The 14,514-nt window shown below is 71.9% G+C and carries 10 protein-coding genes and 1 rRNA gene; 4 read left to right on the top strand and 7 right to left on the bottom strand.

Annotation, left to right across the window (positions count from 1 at the left end):
• Positions 1 to 5: 5 nt before the first annotated feature.
• Both ileS and O7615_RS19780 read right to left on the bottom strand, forming a co-directional pair.
• Positions 6 to 3,182 (bottom strand): isoleucine--tRNA ligase, encoded by a 3,177-nt coding sequence (gene ileS / locus O7615_RS19785; protein WP_278179207.1) that lies wholly within the window; start codon positions 3,180 to 3,182, stop codon positions 6 to 8.
• 323 nt (positions 3,183 to 3,505) lie between these two features.
• Positions 3,506 to 5,056: an alkaline phosphatase D family protein gene (locus tag O7615_RS19780; protein ID WP_278179206.1), complete on the bottom strand. Its 1,551-nt coding sequence runs from the start codon at positions 5,054 to 5,056 to the stop codon at positions 3,506 to 3,508.
• Positions 5,057 to 5,234: 178 nt separating this feature from the next.
• Here O7615_RS19780 and O7615_RS19775 point away from each other — a divergent pair, with 178 nt between their 5' ends.
• Positions 5,235 to 5,675, top strand: coding sequence for a carboxymuconolactone decarboxylase family protein (locus tag O7615_RS19775; protein ID WP_278179205.1), 441 nt, complete (start codon positions 5,235 to 5,237; stop codon positions 5,673 to 5,675).
• Positions 5,624 to 6,550: an RNA polymerase sigma factor SigJ gene (gene sigJ, locus O7615_RS19770; RefSeq protein ID WP_278179204.1), complete on the top strand. Its 927-nt coding sequence runs from the start codon at positions 5,624 to 5,626 to the stop codon at positions 6,548 to 6,550. The genes O7615_RS19775 and sigJ overlap by 52 nt, the downstream gene beginning before the upstream one ends.
• Positions 6,551 to 6,564: 14 nt before the next feature.
• Here sigJ and ndk read toward each other — a convergent pair whose 3' ends face one another.
• Positions 6,565 to 6,990, bottom strand: a complete 426-nt coding sequence (gene ndk / locus O7615_RS19765) for a nucleoside-diphosphate kinase (RefSeq protein ID WP_278179203.1) — start codon at positions 6,988 to 6,990, stop codon at positions 6,565 to 6,567.
• A 143-nt stretch (positions 6,991 to 7,133) separates the two neighbouring features.
• Here ndk and O7615_RS19760 point away from each other — a divergent pair, with 143 nt between their 5' ends.
• Complete coding sequence (locus O7615_RS19760) at positions 7,134 to 8,705, top strand: VOC family protein (protein ID WP_278179202.1); 1,572 nt, start codon at positions 7,134 to 7,136, stop codon at positions 8,703 to 8,705.
• Positions 8,706 to 9,199: 494 nt separating this feature from the next.
• Here O7615_RS19760 and O7615_RS19755 read toward each other — a convergent pair whose 3' ends face one another.
• From O7615_RS19755 to O7615_RS19745, 3 genes are all read right to left on the bottom strand, one after another.
• Entirely contained in the window at positions 9,200 to 9,592 is a 393-nt protein-coding gene (locus O7615_RS19755) for a DUF4233 domain-containing protein (RefSeq protein ID WP_278179201.1), read from the bottom strand.
• Entirely contained in the window at positions 9,589 to 10,860 is a 1,272-nt protein-coding gene (locus O7615_RS19750) for a folylpolyglutamate synthase/dihydrofolate synthase family protein (RefSeq protein WP_278182155.1), read from the bottom strand. Before O7615_RS19750 ends, O7615_RS19755 begins: the two co-directional genes overlap by 4 nt.
• 86 nt (positions 10,861 to 10,946) lie before the next feature.
• Complete coding sequence (locus O7615_RS19745; protein WP_278179200.1) at positions 10,947 to 13,565, bottom strand: valine--tRNA ligase; 2,619 nt, start codon at positions 13,563 to 13,565, stop codon at positions 10,947 to 10,949.
• 69 nt (positions 13,566 to 13,634) lie between these two features.
• Here O7615_RS19745 and O7615_RS19740 point away from each other — a divergent pair, with 69 nt between their 5' ends.
• Positions 13,635 to 14,318 carry a hypothetical protein gene (locus tag O7615_RS19740; RefSeq protein ID WP_278179199.1) on the top strand — a complete coding sequence of 228 codons (684 nt, stop codon included), beginning with the start codon at positions 13,635 to 13,637 and terminating at the stop codon, positions 14,316 to 14,318.
• Between the two features lie 66 nt (positions 14,319 to 14,384).
• Here O7615_RS19740 and rrf read toward each other — a convergent pair.
• Positions 14,385 to 14,502 (bottom strand): 5S ribosomal RNA (rrf, locus tag O7615_RS19735).
• Between the last annotated feature and the right edge of the window lie 12 nt (positions 14,503 to 14,514).

Below are 14,514 nucleotides of genomic sequence, written 5' to 3'. Positions count from 1 at the left end.
TGGCTTCACACCCGGCGCACGGCGACGAGGACCTGGTCGCCCTCGCCGACCTCCCCGGCGAAACCGTCGATCCCCTCGGCGAAGTCGACGCTGTCGGCCAGCACCTCGCGGGCCACGAAGTCGCGGTACCCGGACACCGCCGCCCGGACCTCGCCGGAGGCCGACGCCGTCACCACGATCCGGTCGGAGACGTCCAGATCGGCGTCCCGGCGGGCCTGCTGCACCACCCGGACGAAGTCCCGGGCCAGCCCCTCCGCGGCCAGCTCGGCGGTGACCGTGGTGTCCAGCACCACCACCCCCTCGCCGCCCGGCAGCGGAGCCGAGTGCTCGGCGTCGGCCGCGACCAGGCGCAGCTCGTACTCGCCGTCGGCGAGGGCGACCCCGGCGGCGACCGGAGCGCCGTCCACCAGCTCCCACTCCCCCGCCTTGACCGCCTTGATCACCTGCTGCACCTGCTTGCCGACCCGGGGGCCGAGCGCCCGGGGCACCACGGTGAGCACCTGCTCGCAGTACGCCGACACCTCGCCGGTGAACTCCACCTGCTTGACGTTGACCTCGTCGGCGACCAGGTCGGCGAAGGGGCGCAACTGCTCGGCCGCCGGGCTGGCCACGGTCAGCTTCGCCAGCGGCAGCCGTACCCGCAGCCCCTTGGCCTTGCGCAGCGACAGCGCCGCCGAGGCGACACCGCGAACGGCGTCCATCGCGGCCACCAGGTCGTGGTCGGCCGGGAACTCCGCCGCCTGCGGCCAGTCGGTCAGGTGCACCGACCGCTCGCCGGTGAGCCCGCGCCAGATCTCCTCCGCGGTCAGCGGGGCCAGCGGCGCCACCACCCGGCAGAGCGTCTCCAGCACCGTGGCCAGGGTGTCGAACGCCTCGGCGTCCGCACTCCAGAACCGGTCCCGCGAGCGGCGCACGTACCAGTTGGTCAGCGCGTCCAGGTAGGACCGGACGGTGGCGCAGGCACCCGAGATGTCGTACGCGTCCAGCTGCGCGCCGACCGTGGCGACCAGCTCGTTCGTCTTCGCCAGCACGTACCGGTCGAGCAGGTGCGTCGAGTTGGTGCGTCGGCGCGCCTGGTATCCGTCGGCGTTGGCGTAGAGCGAGAAGAAGTACCAGACGTTCCAGAGCGGCAGCAGCACCTGCCGCACGGCGTCCCGGATGGCCGACTCGGTGACGAGGGCGTCGCCACCGCGCACCACCGGCGAGGACATCAGCATCCAGCGCATCGCGTCCGAGCCGTACGAGTCGAAGACGTGGTAGACGTCCGGATAGTTGCGCAGGCTCTTGGACATCTTGCGCCCGTCCGAGCCGAGCAGGATGCCGTGGCTGACGCAGTTGCGGAACGCCGGCCGGTCGAACAGCGCGGTGGCCAGCACGTGCATGGTGTAGAACCAACCGCGGGTCTGCGGCATGTACTCGACGATGAAGTCGCCCGGGTAGTGGTGCTCGAACCAGTCGCGGTTCTCGAACGGGTAGTGCACCTGGGCGAACGGCATCGAGCCGGACTCGAACCAGCAGTCCAGCACCTCCGGCACCCGGCGCATCATCGACCGGCCGGTCGGGTCGTCCGGGTTCGGGCGGACCAGCTCGTCCACCGTCGGCCGGTGAAGATCAGACAGCCGTCCGCCGCCCTGCCCGTCGCTTCGGGTCGCAAGCTCCCCGAAGTCCCGCTCCAACTGCTCCAGCGACCCGTACACGTCGATCCGCGGATAGTTCGGGTCGTCCGAGCGCCACACCGGGATCGGCGAGCCCCAGAACCGGTTCCGGCTGATCGACCAGTCCCGGGCGTTGGCCAGCCACTTGCCGAAGGAGCCGTCCTTGATGTGCCCCGGCGTCCAGTTGATCTGCTGGTTCAGCTCGACCATCCGGTCCTTGAACTTCGTCACCGCCACGAACCACGACGACACCGCCTTGTAGACCAGCGGGGTGTCGCAGCGCCAGCAGTGCGGGTACGAGTGGGTGTAGGTGTCCTGCCGCAGCACCACCCCCCGGTCCTTCAGCGCGCGGATCACCGGCTTGTTGACGTCGAAGACCTGCTCGCCCTCGTACGGCGGGACCAGCGCGGTGAAGCGGGTGTGGTCGTCCACGGTGACGATGGTCGGGATGCCGGCCGCGGTGCAGGCGTTCTGGTCGTCCTCGCCGAAGGCCGGGGCCAGGTGGACGATTCCGGTGCCGTCCTCGGTGGTGACGAACTCCGCGCCGAGCACCTGGTACGCGTTCTCGCCGGCCTGCTCGACGAGGAAGTCGAAGAGCGGGGTGTACCGGCGCCCCACCAGGTCGGCACCGCGCACCGTGCCGAGCAGCTCGTACCCGTCCAGCTCCTTGGCGTACGCCCCGAGCCGCGACGCGCCCACCGCGTACCGGGCGCCGTCGCGCTCCAGCACCGCGTACTCGATCTCCGGGCCGACGGCGAGCGCGAGGTTCGACGGCAGCGTCCACGGCGTGGTGGTCCAGACGCCCAGCCGCACCGGCCCACGGACCAGCTCCGGCGCCGACTCGTCGGCGGTCAGCTCGAACCACACCGTCAGCGTCGGGTCGTGCCGGTCCCGGTAGACGTCGTCCATCCGGGTCTCGGTGTTCGACAGCGGCGTCTCACACCGCCAGCAGTACGCCAGCACCCGGAAGCCCTCGTAGACCAGCCCCTTGTCGTGCAGGGTCTTGAAGGCCCACATGACGGATTCCATGTAGTCCAGGTCGAGGGTCTTGTAGTCGTTGGCGAAGTCCACCCAGCGAGCCTGCCGGGTGACGTACCGCTCCCAGTCCTGGGTGAACTCCAGCACCGAGCTACGGCACACCTCGTTGAACCGGGCCACGCCGAGGTCGAGGATCTCCGCCTTGCTGGTGATGCCGAGCTGCTTCTCGGCCACCACCTCCGCGGGCAGGCCGTGGCAGTCCCAGCCGAAGCGCCGTTCCACCCGCCGGCCGCGCATGGTCTGGTAGCGCGGCACCACGTCCTTGACGTACCCGGTGAACAGGTGGCCGTAGTGCGGCAGGCCGTTGGCGAACGGCGGGCCGTCGTAGAAGACGTACTCGTTACCGCCGTTCTCGCCCGGATCCCGGGCCTCCACGGACGCCTCGAAGGTCTTGTCAGCCGTCCAGTGCTCCAGCACCCGGCGCTCGACCGCGGGCAGGTCCGGGCTCGCCGGAACGCCGGCGGTCGGGTCGTGCAACGGATAGGCCATCGGGGGTCGCTCTCCTCAGCAGCTCACGCATCGTGGGTCTGCGAGGACGAGCCTTTCCGGTACGCCGTCACCGGCGCCCCGGGGCAAGGCCCGCGGTACCACCCCGCTTGGCGGTCAGGATCGACCACCCGCTCGTTGGCCGGCTGTAACGGGCCGAACCCGTCCGGTTCTACTGAGCCGGTCGCCCGGCCGTTCTTCCGGAGGCTCCCCGGTGATAGCCGGATCATCGCCACCCCCACAATACCTCCCACCCCACCCACCCCACCCCCCGATAACCCCACCCCCCCACCCACCTGTTGATCATGAAGTTGTTGTCACCCCGTTTAGGGGGTGGGGAGGGTGGTGGTCCAGAGGGATGTGCCGGTGCGATCGCGCAGGTGCACGGTCAGGGCGGCGGTCTCGGCGTCGATGTGGACCTCGCCGAAGTGCTGGAAGCCCTCGGCGGGTGAGGTGTTGGCGAGCGGCGGAGCGTGCACGAAGACCGCCCTCGGGCCGAAGGTGCCGTCCAGGGCGTTGGGGCCGAACGCACCGGCGTGCGCCGGGCCGGAGACGAACTCCCAGAACGGCGTGAAGTCGGCGACCGCCGCCCGGGCCGGGTCGTAGTGGTGGGCGGCGGTGTAGTGCACGTCGGCGGTGAGGAAGACGATCCCGGTCACCCGCGCCCGGTGGGCCGCCGCGAGCACCTGGGCGAACTCCAGCTCCCGGCCGGCCGGTGCGCCCGGGTCGCCCTGTGCCACGCCCTCCTGCGCGTCCGGCCCGTCGGGCACCACCAGCCCCAGCGGCAGGTCGATGGCGATCACCTTCCAGGTTGCCCGGGACCGGGTCAGCTCCCGGATCAGCCAGGCCCGCTGCTCCGCGCCGAGCAGGCCGCGCCCCGGGTCGGCGTAGGTGTTGCCGTCGTTGGGGTCCTTGTAGGTCCGCATGTCCAGCACGAACAGATCCAGCAGCGGCCCGTACGACAGCCGGCGGTACAGCGGCCCGCGCTGCGGCGTGGGCAGCCACTCGTCGAAGGCCCGCCGCGCCCGCGCGGCCAGCACGTCGACCCGGCGCTCGGTGTAGCGGGCGTCGGTCAGCACCTCGCCCGGGTACCAGTTGTTGGTCACCTCGTGGTCGTCCCACTGGTTGACCTGAGGCACCTCGGCCACGAACGCCCGCAGGTGCGCGTCGAGCAGGTTGTACGCGAACTGCCCGCGGAACTCGGACAGCGACTCGGCGACCTTGAGCTTCTCCGGGACGACCAGGTTGCGCCAGACCCGCCCATCGGGCAGCGTCACCGTCTCGGTCAGCGGGTTGTCGGCGTACACCGTGTCGCCGCTGCAGAGGAAGAAGTCCGGCCGGCGTTGCCGCATCGCCCGGAAGATCGACATCCCGCCGAAGTCGGGAGCGATGCCCCAACCCTGCCCGGCGATGTCGCCGGTCCAGACGAAACGCACGTCGCGGCGGCTGTGCGTGGCCGGGGCGGTGGTCAGCGACCCCGACAGCGGCGCGCTGGCCAGGCCCGGCCGGTCGAGGCTCTCCACCCGCACCCGGTAGTGCAGCCGCTCGGCGCTGGGCAGCCCGCGCAGCCGGACCTTGCCGGTGAAGTCGGTGTCCGGGGTCAGCACCGGCCCGCGTACCTGCCGGATGCCCCGGAAGTCGGGCCGGCGGGACACCTCCACCAGCATCCGACCCGGGCGGTCCGCCCGGGTCCAGACCACCGCGGAGTCCGCCGCGGCGTCCCCGCTCTGCACGCCGTGGGTGAGCACCGGCCGCCCGGCGGGCCGCCAGGCCGGCCCGGCGATGGCACCCGGTCCGCCCAGCAGCGCGCCGCCGGCGACACCGGCGCCGGCGACCAGGCCGGCCCGCAGCAGCGTACGTCGGTCGAGTTCGGTCATCGTTCCTCCTGGATGAGGGGACTGACCGTTCCGGTCTACCGGGCGGACGTAACCATCGACGTCTGTGCGGATGGCCGACGCCGGAACGCTGCATGGCCGGCGTCACAGGCCGGGCTGTCACGTCCCGGGCGGCCCGGTCGGTCGTACCGGTGTCACATCCACCGACAGGGAGGTCGTCATGCAGCGGATCAACGTGGCCGAGGTGGCGCCGGGGGCGTTCCAGAGCGTCATGGGGCTGGAGAAGTACGTCCGGGCCAACGTGGACCACACCGTGCTGGAGCTGGTCAAGCTGCGCGCGTCGATGTTGAACGGCTGCGCGTACTGCGTCGACATGCACAGCCAGGAGGCGGCCGCCGCCGGGGAGTCGAACCGCCGGCTGTTCGCCGTCGCCGCCTGGCGCGAGGCGCCCTTCTTCGACGAGCGGGAACGCACCGCGCTGGCGCTGACCGACGCAGTCACCCGGCTCGGTGAGCACGGGGTGCCCGACGAGGTGTGGGACGCCGCCGCGAAGGTCTGGCCGGAGAAGGCCCTCGCCGACCTGGTTCTGGCGATTGCCACAATCAACGTGTGGAACCGGATCGCGGTGACCTTCCGCAACGAGCTTTCGACGGACGTGTGAGCCCGGTCGACGCGGCGGAGGCGGCCGGTGCGCTCGACGCGCACCGGCCGATGCTGCTCGGGTTGGCCTACCGGTTGCTGGGCAGCCGGTACGACGCCGAGGACGTGCTCCAGGAGGCGTACCTGCGCTGGTTGCGGGTCGACCGCGCCGGGGTGGCCGAGCCCCGCCGCTACCTGTCCCGGGTGGTGACCCACCTGGCGATGGACCGGCTGCGGGCCCGGCAGGCCACCCGGGAGGCGTACGTCGGGCCGTGGCTGCCGGAACCCGTACCGACCGTGCCGTCGCCGTTCGGGCCGCTGGAACGCGCCGAGCTGCGGGATTCGCTCTCCACCGCGTTGCTGCACCTGCTGGAGCGGCTCACCCCACCGGAACGCGCGGTCTACGTGCTGCACACCGCCTTCGAGCTGCCCTACGCCGAGATCGCCGAGCTGCTGGACCGTACGCCCGAGGACTGCCGGCAGTTGCATCACCGGGCGAGCGTCCGGATCGGGCGCGACCGACGCCGGTTCACCGCCGACCGGGCGGAGCAGGAGCGGCTGCTGGACGCGTTCATCGCCGCCGCGACCGAGGGCGACCTGGCCGCGCTGACCGACCTGGTCGCCGGGGACGCGATCGCCTGGAGCGACGGCGGCGGCCGGGTGAGTGCCGCCCGCAACCCGGTGAGCGGCGCGGAGCGGGTCGCCCGGTTCGTGCTGGGGATCCGCGCCAAGGGCTGGCCGCTGACCGTGCACCGCACGGAACTCAACGGCCAGCCGGCCGCCGTCGTGGTGGCCGCGGCCGGCGACGCGTACGCGGTCACCCTCGGCACGGCCGACGGCCGGATCACCGACATCTTCCTGGTGGCCAACCCGGACAAGCTGCCCTGGGTGGCGTGAGCGGCGCGGCGGTGTCAGCCCAGCTCGGGGAACCAGAGCGCGAGTTCGCGCTTGGCGCTGTCGGCCGAGTCGGAGGCGTGCACCAGGTTCTCCCGGTTGGACAGGGACAGGTCACCCCGGATGGTGCCGGCGGCGGCCTTCCGCCCGTCGGTGGACCCGATCAGGCCGCGCACCACGTCGATGACCTGGTCGCCGGAGAGCACCAGGGCGACCAGCGGGCCACCGGTCATGAACGCCTTCAGCGGCGGGTAGAACGGCCGGTCGATGTGCTCGGCGTAGTGCTCGTCGGCCAGCGCGGCGTCCATCGTCCGGGAGACCATCGCGTCGATCCGCAGGCCCTTGCGCTCGAAGCGGGAGATGATCTCGCCGACCAACCCTCGGCGGACCGCGTCGGGCTTGATCAGTACGAGCGTGCGCTCGTCCGGGGTGCTGCTGGACACGCTGGGTTCCTCCTCAGAGCGGAAGCCGGTCGGGCTGGGTACGGTCAGCCTAGCGACCCGGTCCCGGCGCCGGCGTGGCGGTCGGTTCTTCCCCCGGCCTCCGATCCGGCCTAGCCTGGCCCTGACCACCCGGGAGGTCCACTGTGGCGAACGGCGGGAGCCGACCCATCGCACCGGTACGCAAGTTGATCGCCGCGGTGCTGGGCACCGTGGCCACCTTCGTGATCCTCTTCGGCCTCGGCATGACCAGCTGGGCCATCGTGGCGCTCGGGGTCGCCCTGCTGGCGCTGGCGATCGCACTGGCCACCGTGCGCGGCGGCGGTCGTACGTGGGTGGTCGGTGCCGGGCACGTGCACAGCGCCTCCGAGCCGCCGACCCAGTACGCCTTCGGCCGCTGCGAACTCCAACTGGTGATCGACGCTCCCGGGCTGCCACCCCGATCCAAGAAGATCATCGAGCCACGGGTGCCGGTCTCCAAGTGGCCGTCGCTGGGCGAGACCCTGCCGATCCGGGTGGCGTTGGATGACCCGCGACACGTCCGGGTGCTCTGGGACGAGGTCCCCACCCACGCCGAGGCCGGCATGACCGCCGACCTGCCCCCCGAGTTCGCCAGCCAGGTTCCGCCGGACGAGGTGCTGATCGAACAGGAGGCGCCGCCGTGGGCCGGCCGGGCGCCGGAGGACGACTTCCACGACCCGTTGGGTGACCCACTGGGCGGGCCGTTGGGCGGGCCGTTGGGCGGGCCGTTGGGCGGGCCGCTCGACGACGACCCGGCCGAGCACGTCGAGCACCGCGAGACGGTACGGGTACGCCAGCGCCCGGGCGGGCCGGTCGTGCTGGAGGGGACCGTGGTGGAACACTCCGACGACCACCCGCTCCCCCGCCGGGCGACGCCCGCACCCCGTATGCCGGCCGACGAGCGGTTCGCCGAGGACCGACTCTTTGATGACCGACCCGCTGACGACCGGCCCGTTGACGACCGGCCCGCCGCGACCGCGACCTCCGCCGGGGACGAGCCGGCCGGGCGACCCGTCGACCCGCCGTCCTTCCCGACGGACCCACTCGACCCGCTCGATCTGCCGCTGGACGACCCGGAGCCGCCCCCCACTGCCACCGACCGCCCCGCGACCACCGACCGCCCCGCGACCACCGACCGCCCCGCGACCACTGACCGCGTCATGGCCGCCGAGCGCCCCGGGACGACCCACCGTCCGGCGGCCGCCGACCTCCCGCAGGCGGCTGCCGCGCAGCCGGCTGCCGCGCGGGACGAGGCGGTGGGTGCGCGGGAACTGGACGAGGCGATCTTCGGCTTCGACCCGGACGCCGCCGACCCGGCGGCGCCGATCAGCGGGGTGGGCATCACCCTGCTGGTCACCGAACTGTCTCGGTCCCTGGAGTTCTACCGGGACCGGCTCGGCTTCACCGAGGTCGACCGGGGCGCCGGGAACGCCGTGCTCTCCTCCGGGGTCACCCGGCTGGTGTTGCGGGAGGTGACCGGGGCCCAGCCGATCAGCCGCCGCCTGGTGCACGTGAACCTCGACGTGGATGACATCCAGTCGGCGTACGAGCGACTTCGCGGCTCCGGCGTCCGGTTCACCTACGCGCCCCGGGTGGTCAACCGGGGCACCAAACTGGAGGTGTGGGCGGCCGCGTTCCGCGACCCCGACGGTCACGGGATCGCACTGACCCAGTGGCGGGAACTCGCCGAGGCGTGAGGGCCCCCGCGGCGAGGCCCCACGGCCTGGTCGAAGCCCTGGGGCGGCGCGGCAGTCCACCTGTCTGTTGCCGGCCCTGTCGAGCTGAACCGTCTGCGCTATCACCCACCCGCGGTCCAGCTTCCCGGCCGGTGCGCGCGAGGTGCGACGACCTGGTCCTCGACGGCGGGGCAGGGTCACCTGCCGCATCGCCAGCACCGGGGCAGGGAGCAAGCATTGGCGAACGTCACCATCATCCGCCGGGGCAGCCCCCGCCGGCGACGCGGCCACCGTCACGGCTTGCGGCGACTCGGGCCATCATCGCGGCGGGAACGCCCACCTGCCGCATGCCGCGACCGCGAGCGCAGCCGCCCACGCACGGCGGGCCGCGAAAGGTTGATCATGAAGTTGATGGACAATCCCCCGGGCGTGATAGCACAAATGACTCAGCTCGACAGGGCACGTACCACACACCCGAAGACACCCCACACCGCCGCACAACGAGGGCACAGGCCCTAGCCCAGGATCACCCGCCGCACGTGCCAGGCATACGCCCACACCAGAGCGAAGATGACGCCCAGCACGAGCAGCGACCAGTGCAGCAGCCCGGAGAGCAGCAGCAGCCCCTGCAACACGGTGCCGGCGTTCCAGGCCCAGGGCCGGCGCATCAGGCCGGCCAGCACGGCGGCGGCCACGGCCAGCGCCACCACGGCACCGATCGCCGCGCCGCCGAGGTCACCACCGACCACCCGGATCGGCTGGATCGCCAGCAGCAACACCAGCGCCTCCAGGGCGAGGGTGCCCGCGCCGAGGCCACGGACCGCCTTCTGCGGGTCGCGCAGCCCCGACCGGCGCGGCCCGGGGTGCTCGGGTGACTCGGCCGGGCGCTCCGGCTGTCGCTCGGTCATCGCTTCAGCAGCCGGCGTGCGTCGGCCACGGTCACCACGGAACCGGTGATCAGCACCCCGACGCCGGCCAGTTCGCCGGGCACGTCCTCCTCGGCCAGCGCCACCGCCGCCTCGATCGCGTCCGGCATCTCCTCGGCCACCTCGACCCGGTCCGGGCCGAACACCTCGGCGGCGAGCGCCGCCAGCTCCTTCGCCGGCAGCGCCCGGGGTGAGCTGTTCCGGGTCACCACCAGCTGGTCCACCACCGGCTCCAGCAGCTCCAGCATGCTGGCGGCGTCCTTGTCGGCCAACGTGCCCATTACGGCGACCAGCTTGCTGAAGGCGAACTCCTCCTGCAGAGCGGTGACCGTGGCCGCCATGCCCTGCGGATTGTGCGCGCCGTCGAGCAGAATCGTCGGCGCGGTGCGCACCCGCTCCAGCCGGCCGGGCGACGTGGCGGCGGCGAAGCCCTCCCGCACCGCCTCCACGTCGAGCTGCCGCCGGGCACCGGCACCCAGGAACACCTCGACGGCGGCGAGCGCCACCGCCGCGTTCTGTGCCTGGTGTGCGCCGTGCAGCGGGACGAAGACCTCCTCGTACACGCCGCCCAACCCTTGCAGGGTGAGCACCTGCCCGCCGACCGCGACGGCCCGGCGCAGGACGCCGAACTCGGCGCCCTCGCGGGCCACGGTCGCGCCCACCTCGGCGCAGCGTTGCAGGATCGGCCGGGCGGCCTCCTCCTCCTGGGCGGCGCAGATGACGGTCGCCCCGGGGTGGATGATGCCGGCCTTGGCGAGCGCGATGTCCTGGAGCGTGTCGCCGAGCCATTCGGTGTGGTCGAGTCCGATCGGAGTCAGCACGCACACCCCGGCCTGGATCACGTTCGTGGCGTCCTCGGCACCACCGAGGCCCACCTCGACCACGGCCACGTCGACCGGGGCGTCGGCGAAGGTGGCGAACGCCAGCGCGGTGGTCATGTCGAAGTACGTCAGCGGCTCGGCCGAACGGTCGTCGACCAGTTCGGCCAGTGGCTTCACCTCCTGGTAGACGGCCGTGAAGCGGGTCTCGTCCACCGGCTCACCGTCCAGGCTGATCCGCTCCCGGACGGTCTCCAGGTGCGGGCTGGTGTACCGCCCGGTGTGCAACCCGAACGCCCGCAGCAGCGAGTCGATCATCCGGGCGGTGGAGGTCTTGCCGTTGGTGCCGGTCAAATGGATCGACGGGTACGCCCGCTGCGGGCTGCCCAGCAGGTCGAGCAGGGATGAGACGCGGTCCAGCTCGAAGACCATCCGGGTGAAGCCACGCCCGGCCAGCTCGGCCTCCACCTCTGCGAAGGCGGCGTGCTCGGTGCGGTTGGTGCGTTCGGTGTGGTCTGTCACGAGGAAAGCGCCTCCAGGGCGGCGTCGATGCGGGCCAGGTCGGCCTCGGCGACGGCCAGCCGTTCGCGGATCTTGGCGACGACGTGTTCCGGGGCCTTGCCGACGAACGCGGGATTGTCCAGCTTCGCCCGGGCCTGCCCGGCCTCCTTCTCGGCCGCCGCGCGGTCCTTGGTCAGCCGGGCCCGTTCGGCGGCCACGTCGATCGAGCCACGGGTGTCGAGGGCCACGCTGACCTCGCCCGGCATGGCGAGGGTCGCGCTGGCCTGGAAGCCGTCGCCGGCCGGGTCGAGCCGCGCGAGGGACCGGATCAACGGCTCGTGCGCCGCCACACCGGCACCGGCCAGCCCGTCGAGCCGGGCGGCGACCCGCTGGGTGGGGCGCAGTCCCTGGTCGGAACGGAACCGGCGGACCTCGGTGACGACCCGCTGCAGGGTGGCCACCTCCGTCTCGGCGGCGTCGTCGACCAACGCGCGGTCGGCGGCCGGCCAGGCCGCGGTCAGCACCGTCTCGCCGCCGGTGAGCGCGGTCCACAGCTCCTCGGTGACGAATGGGATCACCGGGTGCAGCAGCCGCAGCAGCTGGTCCAGTACGTGGCCGAGCACCCGGCGGCTGACCTCGGCCGGTTCACCGCCGCCGGCGAGGACCGGCTTGCTCAGCTCCACGTACCAGTCGCAGACGTCATCCCAGGCGAAGTGGTACAGCAGGTCGCAGACCTTCGCGAACTCGTACGCCTCGAACTGCTCGTCGACCTCGGCGGTGACGTGGGCCAGCCGGGACAGGATCCACCGGTCCACGGTCGACAGCCGCTCGGCGGCCGGCATCGGGCCGCCGGCGTGCGCGCCGTTGATCAGCGCGAACCGGGTGGCGTTCCAGAGCTTGTTGCAGAAGTTGCGCGACCCCTGGCACCACTCCTCACTGACCGGCACGTCGCCGCCGGGGTTGGCGCCCCGGGCCAGGGTGAAGCGGGTGGCGTCGGCCCCGTAGCGGTCGATCCAGTCCAGCGGGTCGACCACGTTGCCGAAGGACTTGGACATCTTCTTGCCGTGTTCGTCGCGGACCATGCCGTGCAGGGCGATCACGTCGAAGGGCTGCCGGCCGTCCATCGCGTACAGGCCGAACATCATCATCCGGGCGACCCAGAAGAAGAGGATGTCGTACCCGGTGACCAGCACGCTGGTCGGGTAGAACTTCGCCAGATCCGGGGTCTGCTCCGGCCAGCCGAGGGTGGAGAACGGCCACAGCCCGCTGGAGAACCAGGTGTCGAGCACGTCCTCGTCCTGGTGCCAGCCGGCGCCGGTCGGCGGTTCCTCGTCGGGCCCGACGCAGACGACCTCGCCGGCCGGGCCGTACCAGACCGGAATCCGATGGCCCCACCAGAGCTGCCGGGAGATGCACCAGTCGTGCATGTTGTCGACCCAGGCGAAGTAGCGCTTGGCCAGCTCCGCCGGCTCGATGCGCACCCGGCCGTCGCGCACCGCGTCGCCGGCGGCCTTCGCCAGGGGCGAGGTGTTGACGAACCACTGCAGGGACAGGCGCGGCTCCACGGTGGTGCGGCAGCGGGAGCAGTGGCCGACGGCATGCACGTACGGCCGCTTCTCCGCGACGATGCGCCTCTCGGCGCGCAGCGCGGCGACGATCGCCGGGCGGGCCTCGAACCGGTCCAGGCCCTCGAACGGGCCAGGTGCGGTGATGACGCCCCGCTCATCCATGATCGTCAGAGCCGGCAGATCGTGTCGCTGCCCGATCTCGAAGTCGTTCGGGTCGTGCGCGGGGGTCACCTTCACCATGCCGGTGCCGAACGACGGGTCGACGTGCGCGTCACCCACGATCGGGATCCGCCGCCCGGTCAGCGGCAGCTCGACCTCGGTGCCGATCAGGTGCCGGTACCGCTCGTCGTCCGGGTGCACCGCCACGGCGGTGTCGCCGAGCATCGTCTCGGCCCGGGTGGTGGCCACCACCACGTCGTCGCTGTAGCGGATCGACACCAGCTCGCCGTCGTCGTCGGTGTGCTCCACCTCGATGTCGGACAGGGCGGTCAGGCAGCGCGGGCACCAGTTGATGATCCGGTTCGCCCGATAGATCAGGCCGTCGTCGTACAGCTTCTTGAACATGGTCTGGACGGCGCGCGACAGGCCCTCGTCCATGGTGAAGCGCTCGCGGTCCCAGTCGACCGAGTCGCCGAGGCGGCGCATCTGGCCGAGGATCGCGCCGCCGGATTCGGCCTTCCACTGCCACACCCGCTCGACGAACTTCTCCCGGCCCAGGTCGTGGCGGGACAGCCCCTGCCCGGCCAGTTGCCGCTCGACCACGTTCTGAGTGGCGATGCCGGCGTGGTCCATGCCCGGCAGCCACAGTGCCTCGAAGCCCTGCATCCGCCTGCGCCGCACCAGGGCGTCCTGCACCGTGTGGTCGAGCGCGTGGCCCATGTGCAGCGAGCCGGTGACGTTCGGCGGCGGAATGACGATGGTGAAGGGCTGCCGGTCGCTCTCCGCCGACGCCCGGAATCGACCGTCGGCTACCCACTGCTCGTACCGTCGCTGCTCTACCTCGCCGGGCTGATACTGGCCGGCGAGGGTCGGGGCGTCGGGGCGTCGGGCATCCAGTCTCTCGGTCACCCTGGAAGTCTACGGAGCGCTTCGACGGTCCCGACGTGCGCCACCGGTCGTTCGCGTACGGTGTCGGCTATGTCCGACGCACATCTCACCCCCCGCCAGCTCGACGAGGGCTCGCCAACGGTCGAGGTGACCGACGAGCCGATCGAGCTGGGTGACCGCGAGCCGGCGGACGACACCGACCGCCAGCACACCCGGTCGCGTCGGCGTCGCCTGGCGACCGGGCTGCTCGCGATCGTCGCGGTGGCGGGCGTCGGCACGATCGGTGCCTGGGGCTGGCGGGTCGCCGAGCAGAAGGATACGCAGATCACCACCCCGGACCAGGTCGCCGGCCTCCGACTGGACACCGGCGATCGGGCCGTCAGCACCGCCGACTACCTGCGCAGCGGCCTCGCCGCCGACATCCAGTTGGACAGCAGCTTCGGCGTCGTCTACCAGGACCCCACCGACACGCGCCGGTCCGTCCTGATCTTCGGTGGTACGACGCTGCTGTGGCAGCCGGAACGGGATCTGGACAGCCTGTTCGGGCTGATGGCCGACGAAACCGAGACGGTTACCGGCCTGCGCGACGTGTCGCCGGGCCGGCTGGGCGGCGTGATGAAGTGCGGCAGCACCAGTGGCGAGGGAGGGGACTTCGCGGTCTGCGGCTGGGCCGACCATGGCAGCGTGGTGATGGCGATGTTCCCGTTCCGGTCGGTCGACGACTCCGCCGGGCTGCTGCGGCAGATCCGCGACGCGGTGCAGACCCGAGGCTGATATCCGGTCCAGAAATGCGTTCAGGGCCGCCCCCATGTGGTGGGGTGGCCCTGAACGGTGTGTTGTGTCCGGCGGTGTCCTACTCTCCCACACCCTCCCGGGTGCAGTACCATCGGCGCTGGAGGGCTTAGCTTCCGGGTTCGGAATGTTTGCCGGGCGTTTCCCCTCCGCCATGACCGCCGTAACCTTATCAACA

The organism is Micromonospora sp. WMMD1082 (assembly GCF_029626175.1).
In the GTDB taxonomy this organism is placed as follows: Bacteria; Actinomycetota; Actinomycetes; order Mycobacteriales; family Micromonosporaceae; genus Micromonospora.
Note: the sequence above shows the minus strand (reverse complement) of the source record. Positions and strands in the feature narration are given on the sequence as shown.

Excerpts from the sequence above, each read along its gene's own strand:
- ileS (WP_278179207.1), bottom strand. The coding sequence starts at position 3,182 with ATGGCCTATCCGTTGCACGACCCGACCGCCGGCGTTCCGGCGAGCCCG.
- O7615_RS19780 (WP_278179206.1), bottom strand. The coding sequence starts at position 5,056 with ATGACCGAACTCGACCGACGTACGCTGCTGCGGGCCGGCCTGGTCGCC.
- O7615_RS19775 (WP_278179205.1), top strand. The coding sequence starts at position 5,235 with ATGCAGCGGATCAACGTGGCCGAGGTGGCGCCGGGGGCGTTCCAGAGC.
- O7615_RS19755 (WP_278179201.1), bottom strand. The coding sequence starts at position 9,592 with ATGACCGAGCGACAGCCGGAGCGCCCGGCCGAGTCACCCGAGCACCCC.
- O7615_RS19750 (WP_278182155.1), bottom strand. The coding sequence starts at position 10,860 with ATGGTCTTCGAGCTGGACCGCGTCTCATCCCTGCTCGACCTGCTGGGC.
- O7615_RS19740 (WP_278179199.1), top strand. The coding sequence starts at position 13,635 with ATGTCCGACGCACATCTCACCCCCCGCCAGCTCGACGAGGGCTCGCCA.